Source organism: Fictibacillus sp. 26RED30, from assembly GCF_015903845.1.
Classification (GTDB): domain Bacteria; phylum Bacillota; class Bacilli; order Bacillales; family Fictibacillaceae; genus Fictibacillus; species Fictibacillus phosphorivorans.
Window position 1 is genome coordinate 390322 of the sequence record NZ_JACZDV010000001.1, and the last position, 26228, is coordinate 416549.

At 35.2% G+C, this 26228-nt stretch carries 21 protein-coding genes, 1 pseudogene and 1 riboswitch; of the genes and pseudogenes, 14 read left to right on the forward strand and 8 right to left on the reverse strand.

What is annotated here, in order from left to right; translation table 11 throughout:
* Positions 1-28: 28 nt before the first annotated feature.
* Complete coding sequence (locus IHV11_RS01890; RefSeq protein ID WP_197129849.1) at positions 29-355, reverse strand: four-helix bundle copper-binding protein; 327 nt, start codon at positions 353-355, stop codon at positions 29-31.
* 201 nt (positions 356-556) lie between these two features.
* Here IHV11_RS01890 and IHV11_RS01895 point away from each other — a divergent pair, with 201 nt between their 5' ends.
* Positions 557-1759, forward strand: a complete 1203-nt coding sequence (locus IHV11_RS01895) for a D-alanyl-D-alanine carboxypeptidase family protein (protein WP_197129852.1) — start codon at positions 557-559, stop codon at positions 1757-1759.
* 294 nt (positions 1760-2053) lie between these two features.
* Entirely contained in the window at positions 2054-2419 is a 366-nt protein-coding gene (locus tag IHV11_RS01900) for a response regulator transcription factor (RefSeq protein ID WP_197129854.1), read from the forward strand.
* A gap of 62 nt (positions 2420-2481) precedes the next feature.
* Here IHV11_RS01900 and sbnA read toward each other — a convergent pair whose 3' ends face one another.
* The 3 genes from sbnA to IHV11_RS01915 are packed head-to-tail and all read right to left on the reverse strand — an operon-like array spanning position 2482 to position 5468.
* Positions 2482-3447 (reverse strand): 2,3-diaminopropionate biosynthesis protein SbnA, encoded by a 966-nt coding sequence (gene sbnA, locus IHV11_RS01905; protein ID WP_197129856.1) that lies wholly within the window; start codon positions 3445-3447, stop codon positions 2482-2484.
* 42 nt (positions 3448-3489) lie between these two features.
* Positions 3490-4260, reverse strand: coding sequence for a ParB N-terminal domain-containing protein (locus IHV11_RS01910; RefSeq protein WP_197129858.1), 771 nt, complete (start codon positions 4258-4260; stop codon positions 3490-3492).
* Positions 4260-5468 (reverse strand): MFS transporter, encoded by a 1209-nt coding sequence (locus IHV11_RS01915; RefSeq protein ID WP_197129860.1) that lies wholly within the window; start codon positions 5466-5468, stop codon positions 4260-4262. Before IHV11_RS01915 ends, IHV11_RS01910 begins: the two co-directional genes overlap by 1 nt.
* A gap of 682 nt (positions 5469-6150) precedes the next feature.
* Between IHV11_RS01915 and IHV11_RS21085 the strand changes: the two genes are divergently transcribed.
* The 3 genes and pseudogenes from IHV11_RS21085 to IHV11_RS01930 form a co-directional block, all read left to right on the forward strand.
* Entirely contained in the window at positions 6151-8529 is a 2379-nt protein-coding gene (locus tag IHV11_RS21085; RefSeq protein WP_231607365.1) for a P-loop ATPase, Sll1717 family, read from the forward strand.
* Positions 8530-9259: 730 nt separating this feature from the next.
* The gene (locus IHV11_RS01925) at positions 9260-12343 is read left to right on the forward strand and encodes a metallophosphoesterase (RefSeq protein WP_197129862.1); all 3084 of its coding nucleotides are present in this window, start codon (positions 9260-9262) and stop codon (positions 12341-12343) included.
* Positions 12344-12379: 36 nt separating this feature from the next.
* A pseudogene (locus IHV11_RS01930) lies at positions 12380-13024 on the forward strand (SpoVR family protein); the annotation flags it as partial.
* 73 nt (positions 13025-13097) lie between these two features.
* Here IHV11_RS01930 and IHV11_RS21440 read toward each other — a convergent pair.
* Positions 13098-14647 (reverse strand): IS3 family transposase gene (locus IHV11_RS21440; RefSeq protein WP_370568613.1). Its coding sequence is split into 2 segments (ribosomal slippage): positions 13098-14023 and positions 14023-14647, totalling 1551 coding nucleotides; the frame shifts between segments, so codons are not numbered across the junction.
* Positions 14648-14842: 195 nt separating this feature from the next.
* Between IHV11_RS21440 and IHV11_RS01945 the strand changes: the two genes are divergently transcribed.
* Entirely contained in the window at positions 14843-15103 is a 261-nt protein-coding gene (locus IHV11_RS01945) for a hypothetical protein (protein ID WP_197132099.1), read from the forward strand.
* A 295-nt stretch (positions 15104-15398) separates the two neighbouring features.
* On the opposite strand, the gene modA is transcribed toward IHV11_RS01945, so the two are convergent.
* A complete protein-coding gene (modA, locus tag IHV11_RS01950; RefSeq protein WP_197193536.1) occupies positions 15399-16187 on the reverse strand; it encodes a molybdate ABC transporter substrate-binding protein in 789 nt (262 codons plus the stop codon).
* 298 nt (positions 16188-16485) lie between these two features.
* Here modA and nfsA point away from each other — a divergent pair, with 298 nt between their 5' ends.
* Positions 16486-17232 carry an oxygen-insensitive NADPH nitroreductase gene (gene nfsA, locus IHV11_RS01955; RefSeq protein WP_197193537.1) on the forward strand — a complete coding sequence of 249 codons (747 nt, stop codon included), beginning with the start codon at positions 16486-16488 and terminating at the stop codon, positions 17230-17232.
* A gap of 24 nt (positions 17233-17256) precedes the next feature.
* Positions 17257-18099: a DUF72 domain-containing protein gene (locus IHV11_RS01960; protein WP_197193538.1), complete on the forward strand. Its 843-nt coding sequence runs from the start codon at positions 17257-17259 to the stop codon at positions 18097-18099.
* Positions 18100-18568: 469 nt separating this feature from the next.
* Here IHV11_RS01960 and IHV11_RS01965 read toward each other — a convergent pair whose 3' ends face one another.
* Positions 18569-18871 (reverse strand): YunC family protein, encoded by a 303-nt coding sequence (locus tag IHV11_RS01965; RefSeq protein ID WP_066397323.1) that lies wholly within the window; start codon positions 18869-18871, stop codon positions 18569-18571.
* A gap of 121 nt (positions 18872-18992) precedes the next feature.
* Here IHV11_RS01965 and IHV11_RS01970 point away from each other — a divergent pair, with 121 nt between their 5' ends.
* The 6 genes from IHV11_RS01970 to IHV11_RS01995 all read left to right on the forward strand — a co-directional run bounded on the left by IHV11_RS01970 (position 18993) and on the right by IHV11_RS01995 (position 24989).
* Positions 18993-19787 carry a thymidylate synthase gene (locus tag IHV11_RS01970; protein ID WP_197193539.1) on the forward strand — a complete coding sequence of 265 codons (795 nt, stop codon included), beginning with the start codon at positions 18993-18995 and terminating at the stop codon, positions 19785-19787.
* Positions 19784-20260, forward strand: a complete 477-nt coding sequence (locus tag IHV11_RS01975; RefSeq protein ID WP_197193540.1) for a dihydrofolate reductase — start codon at positions 19784-19786, stop codon at positions 20258-20260. Before IHV11_RS01970 ends, IHV11_RS01975 begins: the two co-directional genes overlap by 4 nt.
* Positions 20261-20332: 72 nt before the next feature.
* Positions 20333-21172 carry a sporulation protein YunB gene (gene yunB / locus IHV11_RS01980; protein ID WP_197193541.1) on the forward strand — a complete coding sequence of 280 codons (840 nt, stop codon included), beginning with the start codon at positions 20333-20335 and terminating at the stop codon, positions 21170-21172.
* A gap of 104 nt (positions 21173-21276) precedes the next feature.
* Positions 21277-21459: riboswitch (Lysine riboswitch) on the forward strand.
* A gap of 142 nt (positions 21460-21601) precedes the next feature.
* Positions 21602-23191 carry a Na+/H+ antiporter NhaC family protein gene (locus IHV11_RS01985; RefSeq protein WP_197193542.1) on the forward strand — a complete coding sequence of 530 codons (1590 nt, stop codon included), beginning with the start codon at positions 21602-21604 and terminating at the stop codon, positions 23189-23191.
* A gap of 189 nt (positions 23192-23380) precedes the next feature.
* The gene (locus IHV11_RS01990; protein ID WP_197132077.1) at positions 23381-24883 is read left to right on the forward strand and encodes a sodium-dependent transporter; all 1503 of its coding nucleotides are present in this window, start codon (positions 23381-23383) and stop codon (positions 24881-24883) included.
* 1 nt (position 24884) lies between these two features.
* Positions 24885-24989, forward strand: a complete 105-nt coding sequence (locus tag IHV11_RS01995) for a methionine/alanine import family NSS transporter small subunit (RefSeq protein WP_137791787.1) — start codon at positions 24885-24887, stop codon at positions 24987-24989.
* A gap of 142 nt (positions 24990-25131) precedes the next feature.
* On the opposite strand, the gene IHV11_RS02000 is transcribed toward IHV11_RS01995, so the two are convergent.
* The gene (locus tag IHV11_RS02000; protein WP_197193543.1) at positions 25132-26133 is read right to left on the reverse strand and encodes a M23 family metallopeptidase; all 1002 of its coding nucleotides are present in this window, start codon (positions 26131-26133) and stop codon (positions 25132-25134) included.
* Positions 26134-26228 lie beyond the last annotated feature (95 nt).

A 26228-nucleotide genomic window follows, 5' to 3' on the forward strand; every position in this document is an offset into this window, starting at 1 on the left:
CACTCCGATTCGTTAGTGATTCTTTTTATTAACTTACCATCCTACGGCAAGCTTCCGCACATTTAAAACAAGCTTCTGCACATCGCTGACAGTGTTCATGATCATGTTTTTTACACTCATTTCCACATGCTTCGCAAATTTGAGCACAAAGGGAACAGATTTCATTTATGAACGGACTGTTACTGCTCATCGCTGTAGCAGCAAAGGAACAAATATCTGCACAGGCTCTATCCAACCTGATACATTCCGCCATCATTTTTACGTCTTCTTCATTTAAACATGCGTCAAAACAATGATTACATTCTTTCATACAGGCCAGACATTCATCAATACATTGTTGGTACGTGTCATGCATACATCATCATCCTTTCGTTATTAGGGATTTAATTACATAAAAAGTGTACCCATTGAGTGGTCATATAAACGTATTTTGCGAAAATCCATAAAAACTGCATAATTCTTTCATTATTTATCTAAATGGACAAACCGTCACTGCATAAAAAATTCATATTTAAATGTTATACTCCTGAGAAATTAATCAAAAGAGGAACGAAAAATGAAATTCAGCAAAAGAATCGTCTTAGTCATTAGTATTTTATTTTTCATAATCTTACTCATGTTCTTAAGCCCATTTTCTACTGCAGCTTCAAGTAACTCTCCAGGTAATATATCCAGTGAATCTGTGATTTTAATTGAAGGAACTACAGGAGAAATTCTTTATGAGAAGAATAGTTATCAAAGTATGTATCCTGCCAGTATCACAAAAATTTTAACAGCAATAATTGCTATTGAAGAAGGTAACCTGTCAGATAAAGTTCTAATTAGTCAAAACGCTCGAGATACAGAAGGAACGAGAGTATACCTTGAACCAGGGGAACAAGTATCTTTAAAAAAACTCGTGCAGGGGTTATTAATCAATTCAGGAAACGATGCGGGAGTGGCGATTGCCGAACATATGGCAGGTAGTGTGGAATCGTTCAGTAATGAAATGAATCGGTTCACAAAAGAAAAAATCGGAATTACTAACAGTACTTTTAAAAATCCTCATGGTTTGTTTGATATTAATCACCAAACAACTGCTTATGATATGGCAATGATTACTAAGTATGCAATGAAAAATAAGGAGTTTAGAGAAATCTTCCGAACAAAAGAACTACGTTGGGTTGGAGAAGGCTGGGATACAACGCTTTATAATCATCATAAAATGTTATGGAGATATGAGGGTGTTAATGGCGGCAAAAATGGTTATGTTGATCAATCTGGGACTACATTGGTCACAACGGCGAAACGTGGAGAAACTGAATTAATAGCGGTCACTTTAAAAGCGAACTCTTCTGAAGTTGCATATGCGGACACCACTAGTTTATTAGATTTTGGTTTTACTCATTTTCTAACGCAGAAATTTTCTGAAGTAGATCTTACAACAATTCAAGGTGCAGAAGGATATAATATTGATAAAGATCTGTTTTTTACAGCAGGAGTTAACATTCCGATCATTTCAGAAGTTAACATGGATGGCTTATTAGTTATTAAAGACCAAAATGAGAAGGTATTATTAGAGTATTCTTTAACTAAAGAGTTAAAAAAAACGAAAAAAAATGAAGATGGTAAAGAGGTTAAACGTAGTCCTTTAGTAATAATTACTTATCTTCTAGTAGCACTTTATATTGTTTTTCTACTCTTCTTGATTTATTTAATTCGACTGAGAAGCATTAAATTTAAAAGTCAAAAATATTCTTCATTCAAATATCACCATTAGATAGATCCAGTATAACTATTTATTCTCAATTTAAAGGAATGCTTTTCAAATAAGAGGTGAGTGTAAATTGGAATAGGAAAAGGAAATTCTCGAAGCGTTTTCTAAATTACTTCCAGAAATGAGAAGTATCTTAGATAACATAAAAAATCAGAAACAAAACAATTTAGATGATATTCTGTTATTAGATGAAAAATTAAAAATCTTAGAATCAAAATTTTCTCGTTTTTTGAAAACTTCAATATCACGTAAGTATAATCAATAATTAAACTATCTTACTAAAAATGGAGGGGAATTATGGTAAGAATTCTTATCATAGATGACGAGCCAAAATTAGTAGATGTTATCTCTTCATACTTTGAAAAGGAAGGATTTCAAACAGTAAGTGTATTTAATGGAAAAGATGCGTTATATCATCTGAAAGTTTCCTCATTTGATTTTGTCATACTTGATTTAATGCTTCCAGATATTAGTGGAGAAGAACTTTGCCAAATGATTAGAGACAATCACTCGATCCCAATCCTCATTTTATCAGCTAAATATGGAGAAGATGATAGAATACATGGTTTGTCGATTGGAGCAAGTGATTATATGAAAAAACCTTTCAGCCCAAGAGAATTAGTCTTAAGGGTTAAGAATATTCTTAGACAATCAAATTTATGAACAACAAAATGAGCTTATCCTAGGAAAAGCTCATTTTCTTCATATAAATAGAGTTTTTATGATTATAAACATAACCGTGAGACCCAGTGTTCATCATACACTGTATCAATATATCGATCTCCTCTATCAGGGAATACAGTTACAATGTTCTCACGGTTATCTAAAGAATTCACTAACTTTTTAAGAGCTGCAACTGAAGCACCGGAAGAACCCCCAGTAAAGATTCCTTCACTTTGTAACAATTCATGACATCCATTAACGGATTCTAAATCATTAACATGAATGACCCTATCAATTTCGTTATTATTTAAAATCTCCGGCACTCTACTAGCGCCGAACCCAGGCAGTTCTCTTTTTCCCGGAGGAGTATTAAAGATTATTGATCCGACAGCATCAACGGCTATTACCGTTAAATTCGGATGTTTTTCCCGAAGTTTACGGCTAGTACCCATAATACAACCTGTAGTACTTACGGGTACTACTAAATAATCAATGTTCGCATCAATCTGTTCGATAATCTCAGTACCTGTCCCTAAATAATGTGCCTTCCAATTGTTTTCATTGGCATATTGGTTTATCCAATATCCATTGGGTAACTCTTCAAGAATTTCTTTAACTTTGTTTATTCTAGTCTTTAAATAACCACCCTGATCGTCTTTATCCTCGACCATAACGATATTTGCTCCAAACGCTCTCAAGATTTTTAGATTTGTCTTTGAAATTTTCGGATCGACTACACAAGTAAAAGATAAACCGTGATAACGGGCAATCATTGCTAGTGCAATGCCAAGGTTTCCAGAACTGCTTTCTATTAAGTGAGTTGCAGAAGTTATTTGTCCATTTTGCAGTCCTTGTTCTATGAAATACTTCGCAGGGCGATCCTTCATGCTACCACCTGGATTCATAAATTCAAGTTTTGCATAAACATTTTGTTGGGGAAATAAACTCTCTAATCTAACCATAGGTGTGTTGCCGATACATTGGTTGAGTGAGTTATACACAGGTGCTTTTTGTATAGTGTGTAACATTAAATACCTCCAGTTAAATGAGATTCAATAATTTTTGCAGAATTATGCCTCATAAAGATAAACATTTTCAGAATATAAACGTAAATTATCTTCTCGGTGCTTACAGAGTGATTCCCATTCAAACTCATCGAAACTTTTAGATGTTAAAAATTCAAAGGGAATCCTTAAATTTAACAATCGCCCATTAACTTGAATTCGAGTAACTCCAGCTGGATAGAGTTTTCCAAGTTTCACAACTTTTTTTATGGTATCCAAACATGTTGCAGGATAGTTAAATCGAATAAAACCAAGGTTTGGACTTTCCTTAGAATGGGCAGGTATACGTCGTACCTCTTGGTATTCACTGTAAGCATTCACAATGGCGTGCCAAACATCCAACTTTTTAGATAGCTCTTTTGTTGAGTACTTCGCATAAATATAAAGTTCGGAATGGTCATGAAACGACAGAGTTGCAAGAGGGATTTCATCTGCTCGAACTTTTTTTGTTACTTCTATTGATGGATGTTTTGTTAATTCTTCAAACCATTTTCCAGCTGGAACTATGTGATGCCATGCGTTTATTCTTACATGATTGGGATCCACAATTTGTATGGGAACTCTCAAACACCCCATTTCTTTTAGTGCGTTTAATCGATGTGCACCATCTAAAACTAAATATTTTTCGTTTTCTAAATGTAGAGCTATGATCGGATTTCTTATTACACCATCTAGTTTTATGGCATTCTTAATTTTAGAAAGACGTGCTGGTTCATATGGTTCATGAAGCATAATTCTATTAATATCAATTAATTGTAAGGATGATTTTAAATTCATTACCATTCCTCCTTAGGTTTTAATGTCTTTTTTGTTTTGTTTTTTTTATAAAGAATGAATAAAGGCAAAAGGCTTAAGAAGCTGACTACGATCCAATATTTTTCTGGTTGACCGTTTTTTAAAAAATAATCATATATAACTCCACCTACCAAATTACCTAATGATCCCCCGATTGCCATTGCTAAGTTTGAAAAACCAAAATAGGCTGCCAGTGATTCTTTAGGGGAATTGTGGGCAATATAGCTTTGGAACAATGGCAGTAATGTAATCGATCCAATAGCAATTCCAGTTAGCACTAATAATAGAGTAGCTATATTGTTTCCAAACGTAATGGGGACAATAAAAATTAGAATAGTAACATAACTGAAAAAGAATAATGAATGAATCGTTCTATCCTTAATCATTAAGAATACAGGCCACTGGAAAATAATAATTATTAAAGTTACAAAAGTAAAAATCCAACCAGAAGACCCTGTCACATTCGTTGAAATGATTGGTAATGTTAGATACAGCTGTTGATATAAAAAATGAAAAGGAATCAAACTAACAGTCAAACCTACAAATGACTTATCTTTAATAATTTCAGCAAATTCTTGGATCCAAGTCTTAGTATTAAGTGGCTTAGATACTTTTGGGAGAAATATAGCAACTATACAAAGAATCAGAAATAATAATCCTGAAAGAACACTAAGATGTTTAAAGTCATCTATTGAAAAATAAAGTCCGGCTAATGGTCCCAATACAGTTCCAGCGTTCTCTATGATATTCATTAGAGAAAATATTTCCTTATGCTTTCCTTCTGGTGTTAGCGAAGTTAAATTTGCTTTAAGAGCAGGACTGAATAATGCTCCGCCTAGTCCACTCAAAATAGCTGCAATTATGACCAAAAAACCATTTGTGGTTAATCCCATCGATGCAAATCCAATTCCGCGAAAGAAAAATCCGATTACCACTATTTTTTTATATCCTAATCGATCAGCCAGGGCACCTCCTACAATCATTAGACCTTGTTGACTCAAAATTCTTATTGCGAGAATGAAACCAACAAAACCTAAAGAAAAGCCGACATTTTGATTAAAGTAAGTGGATATAAAAGGAACAAACATAAAAAAAGTAAAAAACGATATAAACTGCAACAAAAGAATGACGATGACAGGTAGTTTTAAATAAGATGGGAAAATGTTTTTAATAGTGTTTAAAAATTTCATATTCAGCACCAACTTTTAAAGGGATTTAATACACCTCCAGAATCGTTATAAAACAAGAGTAAATATTAAATGTCGAGAAATAATGCAAAAATGGTTACAGGACCGTAAATGATTTTAAAAATGATTACATATTTAAGGTGAAAGAGTAATAATTGTGGGGATTATCGGAATAAATTGAATAATTTTCTAAATTGCAAGGGGTTTTTCATTTTATCTCTAAGATTATAAAATTCGAAAATGTACACATTTACGAACTGTTAATCTTGCAGAGAGTTAAGCCCATTCAGCTGTTCAAATATGTGTAAATAGACTTAATGAACGTTTACCTCTTTTTATAACAATTTCGGAAGAATAATCAATTAATACAGTTTGATAAAAAATTCAGTTCTTGGGAAAAGTATATTTTTTTTTATAATGATGTGTTTGAGGATCTAGTTACTTCTCATTCTTAATTGGAATCTGCAGCCTTCGAAGCTTGAAGTACAATTGATTCAATCATAGCTAAGAATTACCAAATATTAAACAGTCTGATTACAAGAATGCCGAAAATTTCTAAGACTTTTTTACGTACTTTTAACGAAAGTATTCAAAACTTCCTTCTTTAACATATTTTGGATTTTGGTATAATTGATTTAACAGTATTAATTTTCTGTGAAATTTAAAATAAAGTGAGGTTCTTGTTATGGCTACTGTTAAAGCATTTTATGCTTATCCATCAGGAAACGAGAGTTTAAAAGAAGACATTGCTAAAGCAGTAAAAAATATTAATGCTACTAAAGCAGTTAAAATAACAAGATGGGAAGATCTAAATGTAACAGGTAAACATATGATAGATGTAATATTAAAAACTATTGATGATAGTGATTTATTTATTTGCGACTTAACTTTCTTAAATTTCAATGTACTGTTTGAACTTGGATATGCAGTTGGTAAGAAAAAGAAAATTTGGATAACTCTCAATGAAACCCATAATAAATCTACTAGCAATTACCGTCAGTTAAAATCATTAACAACCATTGGATATGCAGGATATAATAACGCAGATGAACTTAAAATTAAATTTTTCAAAGAAAATCCACATCAATTAGCAGAAACAATAAATATTCAAGATGAAAATTTGGGTAACACCAAAAGTTTGGTTTATTTGAAGTGTGGAACAGGAACAACAGCTTCAACAGAGTTAACTTCACTAGTACAAAGTTCAAAGCTACCATTATTAACAGCAGATCCATATGAAGGTCGTAACCCACTAAGTTGGTATGTTAAAGCATTGCAAAATTCTTTAGGAGTTTTAGTACATTTTCACACTTTAAATCAAGATGGAGAAGTTGGTGAAGATATTTTTTGGTCATCAGAAAAAGCAATGGTAGCGGGAATTGCACAAGGCCTGGATCTAAATTTGCTCATTTTAGCTCATGAACCTTATGAAACACCTTTAGATTATCATGACCATTTGCATACACATAAAACAAGTAAAAAGTGTGTTGAAATTTCGGAGACTTGGCTTGAACCCTTGATAAATAAACGGAATAATATGAAGGAAGAAAACAGACAGCACAAAGCAGGACAAAAAGCTCTTAATAGTATAAAGAGTTTAATCATTGGTGACCATGTAGCGGAAAACGAGCCAGTTGATTTAATAGAATACTTTGTTGAAACAGCAGAATACAAGGAAGCACTCAAATCACAGCAGGTACTTTTTGTAGGTAGAAAAGGTACTGGTAAAACAGCAAATTTAATAAAAATTAAAGATGAGCTATCTTCAGATAAAAGAAACTTTGTTTGTTCCATACAACCCCAAGGTCATGAATTCGAAGGTGTATTAAATATATTAGAAAAAACATTAACCAGTTCTGAACAAGGACATTTAATCGAAAGCATTTGGAAATTTTTGATTTATACAGAACTAGCAAAATCATATTATGAATATTTATGTAACCAACCCCCTCAGATACCTAAAACCAATGATGAATTAGAACTAGAGGACTTTATTAAAAAAAATGAAAAACTTATCAATGCTGATTTCACACTTAGACTTGAAAATGCAGTCACTAAATTAAAGTTATTAGACTACAATAATGAAATTGATCAGCAAAGAGTTAAAGTAAGTGAAATTTTACATAGCAAGATAATTTCTCATTTAAGACAAAAACTAGGTAAAGTTTTTCATTCAAAAGAGAGGGTATGTATTTTAATTGATAATCTAGACAAGAATTGGAGTGACAATGTTAATCTCGAAAGATTAAGTCAATTATTGTTTGGATTGTTAAATGTAGGCCAAAGAATTACTGATGAGTTTAGAATGAAAAATTATAAGCAGGTTGATGTAGAATTATCACTTATTGCTTTTTTAAGAAGTGATATCTTTACTAGAGTTATGAAATATGCAAACGAAAGAGATAAAATACCATATAAAAATCTATCATGGACTGAGCCTAATCTGTTATTTAAGGTTATAGAGCAGAGGATTGAATATAATATTGATGAAATTCCAAGTCCTGAAGTTCTTTGGAGAGATTATTTCTGTGAGACTGTTAATGGACAAGCTTTAAAAGACTATATAACTAGTTTTATTCTTCCTAGACCACGTGATATTATAATTTTGTTTAAAATGGCTTTTCAAGAAGCGATAAACAAAGAGCATGCTAAAGTAGAAGAGGAAGATTTTAAGGCAGCTGAATTTAAATATTCAGAATATGCTTTGCAGTCTTTACTTCCTGAAAACGGGAATAGAATTCCGGAATTAGAGTCAGTATTTTATGAATTTGCAGGACATAATTCTATTATCGATAAAAATGAATTAGAAAATTGTTTAGTAGAGTGGTGTACAGCTGATAAAGATACAAAGCATATTATTGAAGTCTTGTGCGAATTGACTTTTTTGGGATTGGAAGTTGCAGAAAATAAGTTTGAGTATTTTAGTGAAAAAAGACCCAAGAAAATTACTGAAAACTTGGCTCGTAAATTAGTTTTAAAAAATAAAAAAAATCAACGATATGAAATAAATCCTGCATTCCATGCATATTTAGAAATAAATAAGGTTGAATTGATGAAAGTATAAAGATACTTTTATCATATATTAAGAAAAGATAATTACGATTCTATCCGATAGTAGACAGCCCATTTTGTTAATGAGTTGTAATTAAAGAAAGTAAATTTCATCTGTTTGGTAACTTTTTATTATTCCATAGCTACAAGCCAAAACCACCTTTTTGGTGGTTTTGGCATTTTTAAATTGATGCAATTAAGAACTGCATCGAGTCTCGTGAAATAGAGAAAGTGTCTCAATTAAGTAGACTCTATGGGGACAATTTACGAGAAACAGTCTAAAAGGCTTTGGTACGTCTCACTTTCATGTTCCAAAAAGGTAAGTTCTAAGAACATTGGATATCGCAGTTCAGCGTGCAAGATCAGAAAAAATAAGCGGAGATCAAATAGGATTGTATTCATTAGAAGGATTGTCCGTTAAATTTGTTTTATCAAATTTTTATTTACTCGGAAACAAACTTGCGAAAATGTCCATTAAAAGGCTAGGGATTAATCCTAACTTTTTTTTACATATTTTCTACATAACGCAAAATAAGGTCTGGTAATTCAATAGGTTTCATATGGGCTATTAAAGAATGCTATAAATGTTCAAAAGTCCCTTTAGAAATCTCCCTACAGGGGCTTTTTTATATTGTTGGATTTAATTATTAAGTGTTCAATTTTGTTATTTTAAAGGAAAAATAATACAATTTGTCGAATATTTGGTATTAGTTGTCTATTTTCTTAGGAAGGGGTAAAGTGAAATGAAATTTTCTATGTTACATATCAGTGATATACATTTTAAAAATGAAAACAATAGTCTTTTAGAAAAAGTTGAAAAAATTAGTCTTGCAATAAAAAGTGAATTATATGATATAGAGACTCTTTTTATAGTAATGACTGGTGATATGGCATTTTCAGGGTCTCAAGTTGAATATGAAATTGGAGTAGAGTTTCTAGAAGGATTAAAAAACTCTTTAATAAAGGAAAGGGAAATAAATATTTATATTATTACTATTCCTGGTAACCATGATTGTGATTTTTCTACTGATCAATCATTAAGACAGGTGTTACTTGAAAATATAAGAACCCATTCAACTGACATTCCTTCTGACAAAATTATTAAGGAAATATGTTCGCCGCAGTTAAATTATATTGATTTCGCAAGTTTATATACAGAAAAAGAACATATTATTTATGATCATCTATTATTTAAAAAACATCTTTTTGAATTGGATAATGATATTAAGATAATCTTTAACTGTTTAAATACCTCTTGGATTTCTGAACGACATGAGCAACCTAGCAAAATGTACTATCCTTTGCATCTGTTTAAAGATGAAATTAGAACAAGTGGTGATATTAATATAACTCTTCTTCATCATCCTTTACATTGGTTAGATCCTATTAACAATAGAGCAAATAAAGAGATTATTGAAGATTTTTCAGACCTTGTTCTAACTGGCCACGAGCATTTTCCAACTTATAAGCAGTCCTTAGACTTTGATGGTAATTATACTGGTTACATCGAAGGTGGTGCACTACAAACAGGAAATCCAGTTGAAAGTGATTTCAATCTAATTCTTATTGATATGGATCTTCAACAACAAAAGATATTAAAATTTAGTTGGGAAGTTAATAAATATCATGTAAATAAGCAGATTAATTGGACGGATTTAAGGATAGGAAGTACAAACTCATCTGTTAATGAAAACAACGAAGATTTTAATAATTATTTAAATGATCCTGGGTTAACTTTGAAACATCCAAAAAAATCAGAAATTTCACTAGATGATATTTATATCTTTCCTGATGCAAAAGTCATAAAATATGAAGTGAAATTAAAAGAAGACATAAGTGAATATGTTAATTTAGAAGTTATAAAAGAAATTGGAAGTGAAAATAAATTTTTTATTACAGGGGAAGAGAAATCTGGTAAAAGTACACTATGTAAAACTATTTATAAGCATTATAAGTTAAATGGCTATGTTCCAGTTTTAGTAAATGGAAGAGATATAAAAAAATCTTCCATTGATGATTTTAATAAGGTGCTATATAAAGCTTACAACAACCAATATTCTGAAGAATCTCTAGATGAATTTAAACAATTACCAGATAATAAGAAGATTATTATTATAGATGATTACGATCAAAATAAATTGAATAACAAATTTTCTTTAAACCTACTAGCTAATTTAGATAGATACTTTGACAATATTATTATTACTGGAAACGAACTTTTTAAGTTTTTAGAACTACTATTTAATGATGATACACATGAAGAATTACTTGAGAGATTTCAAAAACTTGAGATTATGCACTTTGGTCATAGACTTAGAGCTCAATTAATTAATCAATGGAATAGTATAGGTGATTTAGAAACTTTGGATGAAAAGGAACTAATTTCAAAAAACGATTATTTTGAAAACACTATTAACACGATTATTGGAAATAATTACGTTCCATCATATCCTTTTTTTATTCTAGTAATGTTACAGACTTTAGAGTCAGGTGAATCACATAACCTTGCTGAAAGTACTTATGGTTATTATTATGAACATTTAATTAAACAATCTCTTATTAATCTTAATATGAAAAATGAAGATATTGATGCTTTTTATAATTATATTACTGAGTTGGCCTACGTCTATTTTGAAGATAAAACTATTGAAAAATCTAAAATCGAATTAGAAAATTTTAATAGTTGGTATTGTGATGAGTATGCTCTTGATTATAAATTTGATAAGTATTTCTCTAAACTAGTTGAAGCTTCTATTTTAGAATCTATACAAGAAACTTATAAATTTAAATATAATTATACGTACTACTATTTTGTAGCAAGATACTTAGCCATTAATATTTCAGAACCAGGTATAAGAGAAAAAGTATCTGAAATGTGTAAAAACCTATATTATGAAGAATACGCAAATATAATAATGTTTTTAACACATATATCAAAAGATCCTTTTATTTTAAATGAAATTTTAATTAATGCTCAGTCTATATTTAATGAATTCAAACCTACAGAATTAAATGATGAAATTAATAATTTGAATCAACTTATTAGTGATGTACCTAAGTTAGTAATTGATAACAAAGAAGTTAAAGAGCATAGAACGCAAAGGTTAGAAATGAAAGACCAAATAGAAAGAAGTCAAAATGAAATAGCTGCTACTGGTTATGATATAAGGGATGATGAGGCAAAAGAATTAGACATTTTAGGGAAATTGAATTGGTCATTTAAAACTTTGGAAATTGTTGGTTTGGTCTTAAAAAATTATTATGGGTCAATTAAACGAACCCAAAAAATCATTTTAGGCAGTGAGGCATATTTCCTTGGATTGAGATCCTTAAGTTCCTTTCTAAATATGATAAATACTCATATGGACTCCATCGTTAAGGAAATAGAAAAGGTAATAAGTGAGAAGGGGATTTCTGGTAAGGTAGAAATTGAAAATGAAGCAAGGAGTTTTGTATTCAATATCTGTACTGCTATGTCCTTTCATTTTATTAAAAAAATATCAACCTCCGTGGGTACAGATAAACTATCGGAAATATTTAAGCATATTTTAGATGAGAATTATACCAATGCTATTAGATTAATAGACTTATCTATAAAGTTAGACCATATTCAGACAATACCATTTAATGATATTGCAACTTTAAAAAAAGATTTAACAGATAAAAATAATTTAATTGGTTATAGTTTACTTAGGGGTTTAGTAATTAACCACCTATATATGTTTGAGACAAGTTATAAAGATAAACAAAGAATCTGTAACCATTTAGACATATCAATAGAAAGGCAGAGGAAAATTAACCTCATGTCTAATGTAAAAAAACAATAATTTCTCATAATTGGTGGCATTTGAATCGAATAGTGTAAAATCATGAACGAAGGCTGGGCTAGCTACTGGCACGCCAAAATTCTACAAGAAATGGACTTGACCTCTCATGAAACGATTGAATTCGCTAAATTAAACGCGGGTGTTGTCCAACCATCGAAAACATCGATCAATCCATATTACTTAGGGTTACAGATCTTCAAGAACATCGAAGAACGCTACAACAACCCAGATGAAGAGCTGATCAGACAAGGGGTTAAACCAGGATCAGGACGAGAGAAAATGTTCGAGGTCCGTGAACTGGAATCCGACATGTCGTTTATCCGAAACTATTTAACTAAAGATTTAGCACAAAGAGAAGACATGTATCTGTTCCAAAAGCAAGGGAAGGAATACAAGATTGTCGACAAGCAGTGGGAGGAAGTACGTGACCAGCTCGTGAGTATGCGTGTGAACGGAGGGTTTCCATACATTACAGTAAATGACGCAGATTACATGAAGAATGGGGAGCTATACCTCAATCATAGCTATGAGGATATGGAACTTGATGTGAAGTATCTTGAAAAAGTACTGCCGCATCTTCATCATCTCTGGGGAAGACCTGTTCACATGGAGACAAAGATTGAGCAAAAGCCTGTGTTGTTCACGTATGACGGGAAGACGGTACATCGCAAGTACCATTAAAATTAAAGATTTAAAAGCACTCTCATTTTGAACTGCACCCCGTCAAGTAGACAGTAAAAATAATAAAAACCAACTAAGAGGCTTCAGCTCTATATTCTATAGGGCTGAGGCCGTTTAATCGTTTTTGATATCTTTCATAATTATAAAAATGGATATACTCATCTATCGCTATAGACAGGTTTTCAAATGTCTCAAATTTATGTAAGTAATACTTTTCACACTTGAGGGTTCCCCAGAATGATTCCATTGGTCCATTATCTATACATCTACCCACACGTGACATGCTTTGAGTCATTTGGGCTTGATCCACCTTGCGTTTGAACCCATGAGAAGTGTACTGAAATCCTCGATCACTGTGAATAAGTGGTTGTTCTTCCTCTAACTGTTCTATTGCTTGGTCTAGCGTTTTGAACACGAGGCTATTATTATTCGAATGTCCTACTACATAGCTTACGATTGATCCATCATACAAATCTAAAATGGCACTTAGATAAGCTTTCTTTTGTGAACCATATTTGAATTCTGTGACATCCGTTACCCATTTTGTATTTTTCTTTTCTGCTGTGAATTCACGATTTAACACATTCTCCGCCACATGTTGGGGGATAGAACGCTTATATCTACTCTTCTTTTTTCGAATGACGCACTGTATATCCGCAACCCTCATCAGCCTATAAATCCGTTTAGGATTAAATTTCTTGTTTAAGATTCGGTTTATATTCATTGTCATTCGACGATACCCATAGATGCCCTCCACTTTCTTATGGAGAGCTTTCAGCTCTTTTATAATCTCATTATTCTGACGCTCTTGCTTAGAAGGCATTCGTTTTAGCCACTTATAATAGGCAGCTCGTGAGAGACCTGCGATTTCACAAAGCAAAAGAATACTTACTTTTTCTTTAACATGTAGTTCCTGGATGGCCATATATTTATTTTCATTTGGTATATAGACTACTTTTGCCTCCTTTCGATCTCCTCTAACTTTTTTAAGAATGCATTTTCCGCCCGTAATCGTTCATTCTCTCGTTCTAATCTTTTCATCTGTAACTTAAATGCCTCATCAGGTGTTAACTCGTTTTCTTGCTTTGTTCTTCCACGCTTATCTTTAAGCGCTTCATCTCCATCTTTTTCATACTTCTTAACCCATTGATACACCTGTTGGTAGGAGACCTCGTATGTTTCAGCTTTTTTCTGATAATCCTTCCCGTTCTCCAAACAATCAAGTACAATCTGTCTACGTTCACCCCATGTTGTTTTTCTTCCTTTAGTCATAGAACTCGTCCTCCCCATAGACGTACCCTTTAATTCTCTATAACTATTATACGTCTTAATCCATTCCTGGAGGACCGATCTACTTGAAATACCATACATTCTTATAAGTTCATTCTGAGAGTATTGACCTGACAAATAATCCCTAACAGCTCTGACCTTGAGCTCTTTAGAATAAGACTTCCAGGGACTTGAGGATCTAAGACCTTCCATTCCATATCTCTCAAATTGCTCAATCCATTTCTTAAGAGAGGTCTTGGCTATCTCAAACTTTTTACAATGCTCTTTTATTGTAAATTCGCCCTCTTTATAAGTAGATAAGACTGTGTATTTAAACTCTTTAGAATACCCCATAAAAAAACTCCCCTTAAGATAAACAGACTTTTTATTTCATCTGTCTACCTTAAGGGGAGCATATCATTTAGGAGTGCTTTTTGTTTTTTAATTTAATCTGGTAAGGATAGTAGATATCAAATTTGTAATAATGTGGTAAAATATAATCAGGTTATTTTTGAAAAATTATGAAAATATAAATAGGGGGATTTTTCATTGAGAAAGCTGTTAATGACAATGCCATTAATAGGGATACTGTTAGTAGGTGAAAAAGCGATATTTGAGATCATTATTTTAACTTTAATCGCAATACCATTGAAAACTGTAAAATTCAAACAGGATATGGATATGTATAACTTTATTATTACTAATAAAGTTGATAAGAATTTATTTAAACCTGTTACGCCAGTGTTAAATACGAATCGTAATTCAGAAATTGTTACTAGATCTATGGAACATAAATCAATTGAACATTAACAATAAGTTTAACAAGCAAAAGCCATAAGGAAGTTAAAGGGTTAAATTAAGATCCTTAGGAGAAGGAAGGCTTCGTGCCAACTTTGTGCCAACTGAATTTGAAAAGCATTGAAATAGTTTAAAAATCAATACATGGAAAACCTTGAATTAACAGAGTTTTTACATCTATTTAATATGTTATGAAAGTCTTCGTTAATCAAGTTTGAGATGGAAGGTTCTATCGGTTAATAAAGAAAAGCCTTGGTGTAAGACTGCACCAAGGCTTTTTTGTGTTTACATGCTCGTAAGTGAACGATTATTCAACCTTTTTGAAACCGAACTTTTCAAACGTATTTAATGTTTCTTCTTTTTGCAAATATTTATAGAACTGCTCTGCTTCTTTTCTATGAGAAGTCTCTTTTATTACTCCGACTGGATAGATGATAGGCGAATGAGTATCTTCTCTAGCAACAGCTGCTACTTTGACTTTAGAAGAGATCATCGCATCAGTCTTATAAACGATACCAGCATCGACATTACCCGTTTCTACGTATGTAAGCACTTGGCGAACGTCTTTGGCGTAAACGATTCTTTGTTCAACTTCTTTTAATAAATCCAAATTTTCTAGCGTTTCTGTGGCGTATTGACCTGCTGGAACCGTTTCAGGAGTACCAACTGCTATTTTTTTTACCTTTATCAAATCTTCAAAACGCTTGATGTTTTGTGAGTCTTTCCCAACGACTAAGACAAGTTCATTTCCTACAAGATCTGTTCCAAGTTTCTTTTCAATGAGTCCTTTCTCCACAAGCTGGTCAAATTTGTCTTCTGCTGCAGAGAAAAAAAGATCAACAGGTGCACCGTTAGAGATTTGCTGTTGAAGTGCACCAGAGCCTCCGAAATTATAAGTGATGCTGACATTCGGATTTTCTTTTTCATATTGGGTCGCAATTTTATTTAATACATCTTGTAGACTGGCTGCAGCTGAAATTGTTAATTCTACATTAGATTCTTTTTTGGCTGACTCTGAAGATTCATTTTTTGAGCATGCAGATAATAATGTTGCAAACAAGCAGATTAGAAGTAAGATTGTATAACTTTTCTTCATCTTCTCTCTCCTCACTTAACTTTTGTTTTTTTAGTGTCCAGGTAAGAATATATAGAAAAAAGACGCCCGATTGGACGTCTTTTTTGCGTATATTGCGGCGAGAGACAGCACTCCACATAGTGCATTGCCAAAAGGCGCGTCAATCTCGTCTTATGCAATTAGCTCATCGCTAAATTAGTATACCATCTCTTTGCGTTAATGAGAAGAAGAGATTATAAAGACTTCAAATGGTTCGCTTTTTTATATACGAAAAAGATATAATGCAATCAACCATAACTTTAAAGAAGGAGCTTATGTGATGAACGAAATTATAGAAACAATATTAGCTCACCGATCGATTCGAAAGTTTAAAGACAAGCCGTTAGATGATGAAACGGTTGAAACACTTGTACAATGTGCTCAAGCTGCGTCTACTTCAAGCTATCAACAAGTTTGTACGATTATTGGAGTAGAAGACCGGGAAAAGAAAGAAAAACTAGCTGAGCTTGCGGGTAATCAGTCTTATGTTGCAGACAATGGATATTTCTTTGTTTTTTGTATGGATTATAATCGTCATAAGATTGCTGCAGACATGAACACAATAGATATTCACAAAACCATCCAATCCACTGAAGCGTTTATCGTAGGAACAGCGGATGCCGCTCTTGCTGCACAAAACTTATGTATAGCTGCTGAATCTCTCGGACTTGGTATCGTTTATATAGGGGGAATTCGTAATCAACTGCAGGAAGTTTCAGCGTTGTTGGATTGCCCAGACCATGTACTTCCATTGTTTGGGGTAGCGGTTGGATATCCGGACGCTGAGCCTGGGAAAAAGCCGCGCTTGCCGATGGCAGCCGTTTTTCATAAAAATCAATACCAAAATTCTGAGGAAACAGAAGCTCTCCTAGATCAGTATGAAAAAGAAACTGCTGCATATTACACAGAAAGAACAGGCGGAAAACGTACAGAAGGCTGGGTCACGCAGATCACAGCATCGATGGCGACTCCTAAACGGACGTATATGAAAGAGTTTGTCCGATCAAAAGGATTAAATAAATTGTAACTCACAGGCAGGTGACTTCAAAGAATGATAAAAATCGGTGTAACAGGCTGGGGAGATCACGATTCTCTTTATCCAGATGGTACTCCTGCAAGAGAAAAGCTTGCTGTATATAGCGGCCACTTTCCTGTTGTAGAAGTTGATTCTTCCTTTTACGCGGTACAGCCTGTCAAAAACTATGAAAAGTGGGTAGCTTCTACACCACAGGATTTTTCGTTTGTTGTAAAGGCGTATCAAGGGATGACGGGACATTCAAGAGGCAAGCTGCCTTTTGACTCAGTTAAAGAAATGTATGAGGCGTTTATAGAGTCTATTCAACCTGTCATCTCGTCAGGCAAGCTTGAAATGGTCTTGTTTCAGTATCCACCGTGGTTTGATTGTAAGAAAGAAAATGTCCAGATGCTTCGCTATGCAAAAGAAATGATGGGTGATATTCCTTTAGCTCTTGAGTTCCGTAATCAAACCTGGTTCAGTGATGAAATGAAGGAGAAGACGCTTCAATTTATTAGGGAAGAGAATTGGATTCATACTATTTGTGATGAACCTCAAGCCGGACAAGGCTCGATTCCAATCGTCATGCACACAACAGCGGAAAAGACACTTGTTAGGATGCATGGCCGAAACGTTTATGGCTGGAACAACCAAGGTCAACCGAACTGGAGAGAAGTACGTTATCTATATCGTTATAATGAGACAGAGCTTCAAGAATGGAGGGAGCGCATACAACAGCTTTCTTCAGAAACGAAGGATCTAACCATTCTTTTTAACAATAATTCGGGTGGAGATGCTGCCGATAACGCGAAGCAGATGATTGAACTTCTGGATATTCAATACGACTTTTTGGCTCCGAGGCAGTTGGACTTGTTCTGAGTTTTCCTTATATTACAAATCCATTTCAAAAAGAAGGAAAGGATTCATTTTTCAAGGTAGACTGATATACTAATAGGGTGAACGAAATATCGTGAACTGGATAAAGAAAGTGGGGATCACTTTGAATTTCAAAAAATTGATTCAGATGATGTACTGCTTACAAATTGCCTTTATCATCAGTGGCGTTTACTTACTATGTGTCTACATATATATCAATGATGCGAAGCGCATACAGTTCTTATCCTTGGTCTTATGCATTAATCTTATTTCATTAAAAATAACAAGAGATCGTTTTAAAGCATAATGAAACACCCTCTGCCATTTTGGCAGAGGGTGTTGTCGTTTTATTGCAAATGTCGATATATTTCATTTTTCGCCGATATATTTGAAAAGTTGCCGATATAAATGATTTTTCGCCGATATATTCTTTTTCTTGCCGATATATTTCAAATCTCGCCGATAAAATGCTCTAGATCATTTTTAAAAGTGCTTTTCGCCCTTGCATACCAACTTCAATACCTTTTTCTTTTGCTTCAAGAGTAATAGATTCTAAAGGTGCATCCAGCAGCTGTTCGATTGTTCTTACTCCAACAGCGCGTCCTGCGATAATTTTACGGTCTGCTAACTTTTCGTTTAAAAGAGCTACGTCAAGTGCCCCACACATGATATATCCATTGTCGTTGAATACAGCCATAAAATTCGTTTTTGGCAAACGAAGGGTGACAGCGGTAAACGGATGTCCTTCAATTAAGATCGGGTTCATCTCTAACATGCTTCCACTCCTTTCTTCACTATTATTTTTATGTGTATAGAAGGGAAAAAGTGTTAGGTGTTGAAGCTATTTTTATGACTTTTCATATGATACGATTAAAAGAAACAGGAGGCGATGAGTGATGAAACAATATCTGGATTTTCTTCAAGATATTTTACATAACGGTACGAAAAAAGAGGATCGGACAGGCACTGGGACCGTTTCTGTGTTCGGTCGTCAGATGAGGTTCGACCTACAGAAAGGCTTTCCGCTTGTTACGACTAAGAAGCTGCATTTAAAATCGATTATTCATGAATTGCTTTGGTTCTTAAAAGGCGACACAAATATTGCTTATTTAAAAGAAAACGGTGTACGGATTTGGGATGAGTGGGCCGATGAAGATGGAAACTTAGGTCCTGTTTATGGACATCAGTGGCGCTCATGGTCGGCTCCGAACGGTGAGACGATCGATCAGATATCAAACGTAATTGAAGACATCAAGAAGAATCCAGATTCAAGACGATTAATCGTCTCTGCATGGAATCCTTCTGATATTCCGAATATGGCGCTGCCACCATGTCATTTATTGTTTCAATTTTATGTTGCGGATGGAAAGCTCTCCTGCCAGCTTTATCAGCGCTCAGCAGACAGTTTCTTAGGTGTTCCTTTTAATATTGCGTCATATGCTTTGTTAACAATGATGGTGGCTCAAGTGACCGGACTTAAACCAGGGGAATTCGTTCACACTGTTGGGGACGCACACATCTACACCAATCACCTTGAACAAGTAGAGCTGCAGCTCACTCGTGAGCCAAAGCCGCTTCCGAAGATGAAGATTAATCCAAACGTGACGAGTATCTTTGATTTTACTTATGAAGACTTTGAACTTGTTGACTATGAGGCACATCCACATATTAAAGGTGTGGTGAGCGTATGATCTCGTTTGTTGTAGCGATGGATGAAAATCGCGCGATCGGTAAAGACAATGATCTACCGTGGTACTTGCCTAACGATCTCAAGCATTTTAAAAACGTAACGATGGGAAAGCCGATCGTGATGGGTCGTAAAACGTATGAATCTATCGGCAAGCCTTTGCCTGGTCGAGAGAATATCGTAGTAACAAGAGATGAGCAGTATCAAGCTGAGGGAACGACGGTCGTTCATTCTGTCGACGAAGTCATTCAAAAAGAAACAGAAGAACTATGTGTGATCGGGGGAACGGAAATCTTTAAGCTGTTCCTGCCTGTTGCAGATCGCTTGTATGTCACAGAGATCCACCACACCTTTGATGCTGATACGTTTTTTCCAGAAATCAATCGTGAGGAATGGAAGGAAGTTTCCCGTAAACCAGGTGTTGTAGATGAAAAGAACAAATATCATCACGATTTTGTAGTCTACGAAAAAAATTAAAACCATAAAGTTTGAATGAGCCCCCCTCTTGTCTGCATACATATGTATATGTAGATAAAGGGGGGTTACCTTTTGCTTAAGCGCAGAAAAATGAAACTTCGAAAAGGGCCACTTCCATTCCGATTTGTACTATTGATCTCATTTATTCTGTTTACTTTTATAACGATTCAAGGGCTATGGCTTGTAAACAAAGGGATCGAACCAACACTTATGTTGATTGCTCAAAAGAAAACGGAAGAAATCGCCGCACTTGCAATAAGTGAAGCGATCGACAATGAAATTTTAGGGCCTTCGGAAATGAATGACATCATCGAATATAAAACCGATACAGAAGGAAATGTCGTCTTTGCTGGAATCAATCAGAGTGTAGTCAACCAGGTTGCCAACCAGTCACAAAAAGTCGTTCAAAAATACCTGAAGGAAATAGAAGAAGGAAAAGCTCACGAAGTAATAACCAATGATGAGTTAGGAATAACAGCCTATAAGAACGAACCGGGTGTTATTATGGAAATACCTCTTGGGCAAGCAACAAGAAACTCTCTCCTAGCTAACTTAGGGCCGAAAATTCCTATCAAATTTATGCTGATTGGTGAAGCGAACACAGATATTGAAGAGAAAATAGAGAATTCAGGGATCAACAATACGTGGATCAATATTGATATTGTAGTCACAGTCAAAACGAGGATCGTAATTCCTTTTGCGACAGAAACGACAGTTGTAAAAAGGCCAATAAAGATAACAGCACAATTTATTAAAGGAGAAGTTCCTGTCTATTATAATCAATCAGGAGATCCTATTCAGCCGACTGTGCCGATTACACCAGACTTAAAAGAAAAGGAATCTCATGATGAATTGGAGCCTTCTGAGGATAGCCCTACAGAAGAAACGGGTGAGGATGAAGCAGCAGAATAAATGTATTTCCTTCATTTAACAATTCCTGTTTAGGTTGACCATTCGTCCTAGTTTGTTATAATTAGTATTGAATTGAAAATTTTATATGTCTTTAAGCCTATCACCGATGGGGTAGAGGAGCGGATTTTATAAGTACTTTTTCAGAGAGTGACGTCTGTGAAGAAAAAGAAAAGGAACTTCCGCCGAAGCAAAAGTAAACCGTCTGTTCACTTTTGCTGGGTTTACACTAAACAAGTGTAAAACTGTCACTGCTTGGGAATTAAAAGCAGTGGAGGACTACTGATCGATGAGGAAAACCATAAATTACTTATGTGATTGATAGCAGGTTATTTCCTTGTCTATTGATCGCTTTTTATTTTGTCCTTTTTTCCTCGACGTCCTGTAAGAACTCCTCAATATCGATGGCTAAATAAAAGAAGGAGGAACATCATGGAATTTGAGAATTCGATTTATTCGTTAATACCACCCGTATTGGCAATCTTGATGGTTGTTCTAACGCGAAGAGTGTTAGTCTCATTAGGAGCTGGGATCCTAGCGGGGGCATTATTGCTTCACGATTTTAGTATTGTAGCTACACTGAAAGAAATTGGTACGATTGTGAAAGGGCACTTTATTTCAGACGGTGCATTAAATGAGTGGAATGTTTATATTCTTCTGTTCTTATTAATCTTAGGAATGATGACGAGCATTATCTCTTTAGCAGGTGGAAGCCGAGCTTTTGGAGAGTGGGCCATTTCTAGAGTGAAAACGAGAAGAGGTGCACAGCTTTTAACGGTTGTGTTTGGACTCGTCATTTTTATTGATGACTATTTTAATTCGTTGGCTGTCGGAAATGTAAGTAGACCTATTACTGACCGACATCGCATCTCGCGTGCGAAACTGGCATATTACCTTGATTCAACTGCAGCGCCAGTGTGTGTAATCTCACCTGTTTCAAGTTGGGGAGCGTACATTATCGGTATTATCGGAACGATCTTTGCTACACATGAGATCACAAATATGTCTGCGTTTAGTGCTTTTATTCAAATGATTCCAATGAATTTTTATGCAGTGTTTGCGTTAATCCTAGTATTTGCTGTAGCGTATTTTCAACTTGATTTTGGACCGATGAAAAAACATGAGGAAACAGCTCTTGCTACAGGAGAAGTGATTGCAGCTGATAAAAAAGCTGCAATCGGAGAAGGTATTAAGCTCGAAGAAAGTGACAAAGGAAAAGTAGGAGACCTTGTTTGGCCAATCGTAATCTTGATTATTTCAACGGTTGGATTCATGATCTATACAGGTATTCAAAATGTGAAGGGGCTAGAAGAACCAACGGCCATCACACTTTTATCTATTTTTGAGAATACCGATGTACCAAAATCATTAGTATATGGTGGTCTGCTTGGTTTAGCTTCTGCTATATTGTTCTTCCTTCCAAAGAAGATGGGTGCTGCATCCTTAGGAAAAGGACTGGGACGCGGTATTCAATCTATGATCGGTGCTGTTACGATCTTGCTTTTTGCATGGACGATCATCTCTATCATCGATAGCTTAGGAACAGGGACGTATCTAGCAGGGTTAGTTGATCAGCATATGAATTTAGCTTATCTGCCGTTTGTTCTTTTTGTACTGTCAGGGCTAATGGCTTTTGCGACAGGAACTTCATGGGGGACATTTGGAGTAATGCTGCCGATCGCAGCAGAAATTTCAGCTTCTACAAATATTGAGTTAATGCTTCCTGTTCTTGCTGCAGTACTAGCGGGATCTGTTTTTGGTGACCATTGTTCCCCAATATCAGATACTACAATCCTTTCTTCAACAGGAGCGGGAAGTCATCACATCGATCACGTCATGACCCAGCTTCCTTATAGCCTAGTGGCTGCTGGAGTGTCTGCCGTTGGTTATCTTGCCCTTGGGTTCACAGAAAGTGTTTGGATCGGCCTCTTCGCATCTGCTGTAATATTTATCTTAGCACTCTTCTTGATTAAAAAAGTATCTAGTAAAAATAGCATTAGTGATCAATCTTTAAAGGCTTAATTTTTGAAAGTGTCTGGTAGTTAACCAGGCACTTTTTCTTATATTTATACGACTTTTTCCCCCTTATTCCGACAAAATAACTAAAAACATTTTGACGATTATCATGTTTTGTAATATACTGAACACAGAATTATCAGAAAAAAGTAACAATTGTAAACTTTTCGACTTCATAAAAAGGGGGATACAACAATGGAAAATAGGCAGCAATGGGGAAGCCGCTATGGGTTTATATTAGCAGCGGTCGGCTCAGCAATCGGCCTAGGCAATATCTGGAGATTTCCAGCAGTTGCTTATGAGAACGGTGGAGGAGCATTCTTCATCCCATATCTTATAGCACTTTTAACGGCAGGGATTCCCTTACTAATCCTAGAATTTACGCTAGGTCATAAGTACCGTGGATCTGCTCCACTTTCTTATTTCCGACTTCACAAAAAAGCGGAGTGGCTAGGATGGTGGCAAGTATTTGTAGCATTTGTTATTTCTACTTACTACGCGGTAATCATCGCTTGGGCGATTAAGTATTCTATTTACTCATTAAACTTAACTTGGGGGGACAAGCCTTCTGACTTCTTCTACGGTGAAGTCCTTCAATTAAGCAAGACGCCTGGTGACTTGGGTGGTATCGTACCAGGTATTCTGATCGCACTTCTAATCGTGTGGGTTGTTACGCTTCTTGTTCTTTATAAAGGTGTATCGAAAGGAATCGAGCGTTTTAACAAAATTTTTATTCCAGCTTTAGTTATTATGTTTACGTTAATTGTTATTCGTGCCGTAACGCTCGATGGTGCTGCTCAAGGTTTGAACACATTCTTCACACCTGATTGGAGCATGATGAATAATGGTAAGGTGTGGGTAGCAGCTTACGGTCAGATTTTCTTCTCATTATCGATCGCATTTGCAATTATGGTAACGTACTCAAGCTATCTGCCTAAGAAATCAGATATTAACAATAATGCATTTATAACAGGTTTCGCAAACTCAGGATTCGAACTACTTGCAGGTATTGGTGTATTTGCCGCTTTAGGATTCATGGCGATGCAACAAGGTCTGCCGGTTGATGAAGTTGTAAAAGGCGGAATCGGACTAGCCTTTGAAGTATTTCCAGCAATTATTAATGAGTTCCCAGGCGGAAATGCCTTCTTTGGAACAATCTTCTTCTTAACCCTTGTATTCGCAGGTATGACATCGTTGATCTCGATTGTTGAAACGTATGTGTCTGCATTACAAGATAAGTTTGGCATTTCTAGAACAAAAGCTGTATTGATGGGTGGAGGAGTAGCATCTGTTATCTCATTACTTTTCGCTACAAAAGGCGGACTGTACATGCTTGATATCGTGGATTACTTCATCAACAACTTCGGTATCACTTTAGCAGGTCTTGTAGAAGTAGTCATTGTTGCTTGGTTCGTCAGACAATTGGCTGGACTTCAAAACCATGCGAACGCCATCTCTGACTTACGAACAGGTTTATGGTGGAAGGTTTGTCTAGGTGTGATCACACCAATCCTTCTTGGTTATATGATGTTTGATAACATTAAACAAAACCTTGCAGAAAACTATGAAGGTTATCCTACAGAACTGATCCTTACGTATGGTGTAGCCGTTGCAGTTGGCGTAATCGTACTCGGCATCGTACTCGGTCTAGTGAAGTGGAAATCTGAAGTGGCAGTAGAGAAAAAGGAGGTCAGCTAATATGACAGGCAGTGCGATTACAATGATGGTGATTGGCATGGTTATCCTATGGGGCGGCCTCCTAGCGAGTATTGCAAACGTGGTTCGCGTTTCGAGAAAGAAATAAAGGATGAAGCTGGTTCTTCAATTGAAGAATCAGCTTTTTTCTTATGATGGCGCTCGTAAACCAGAGCAAGGCTCGAGATTTACGAGCGCCATATAAAAAAGAAGCCCTTAAGCTTCTTTTTCAACTTTGCCACCATTTATTATTATCTTCGCCTGTTGCTAATGCGCTCCTGACGTTCCCATGCTTTTAAATAAGGGTATGGATCGAATGCCCATTCCGTATATCCGTTGTCACGGTACATACCAAAGTGCAAATGGGGAGGGAATTTTCCTGATGTTCCTGGAGGACCGTAGCCTGAGCTCCCCACATAACCAAGCACAGTTCCGGGTTCGACGATAGATCCTTTTTCAATTGTTTTATTAAAGCTGCCTAAATGGGCGTAATAATGATACACATTATTGATATCACGGACACCGATTCTCCATCCGCCAAAACGGTTCCATCCTTTAATTTCAACAATTCCGTATGAAACGGCTTTTACCGGAACTCCATAATCTGCAAAGATATCTGTGCCTTCATGAATACGTAATCCACCAAAGCCGCGTCGGTCGCCCCAAGTGCTTCGGTAACTATAGTTTGATCTTAATGGAACGATAAAGCTGTGTTTGTCTAGAGAAACGGTTCCATAGGTCTCATAGATCTTCGCGTTTTCCATAATAATATCCACGGCTTTATCACGCTGGTAATAGCTCCAAAGGCCGATTCTGAAATTTTCTATATCATGCCCATGCTTTTGAATGATCTCACTAAATGTATATAAAATGTCTTCATCGTTGTTTCGATCTGCAATTCCGTCGTTGTTACCGTCTTTTCCGATTCCACCAAACATGGAAATACGTTCAGGGTTCGTATCATCCATAGTAGTGTTGATCGGTCCAGACCATTGTAAAGGAGAAAAGTAAATGCCGACTAATCCTTTTCTGGCAGGTAGATCTCTTCTCGCTTTTCTCACGCTTCTTTCATATTGGTCTACGCCTGCAAAGTAGTGCCATGGAATGAGAGTAACGGACTCCATTTTTTTATAGAGGCTAAGCCTTTCCACATCTTCTTTTGTATATCGCTCTGCGGCCGTGCTCCTGCTTTCCGGAAGAAAGGTTATTAGAAGGGCTGTCAGAGTGAGGAACAGGACTGAAAATTTCCTCATGCGTCCCAATCCACTCCTTTCTTATCATTTATCTATAGTTTGTTGAAGTTAAGAAAAAACATGAAGGAAAAATGTTGGAAAAAACTCATGTTTGG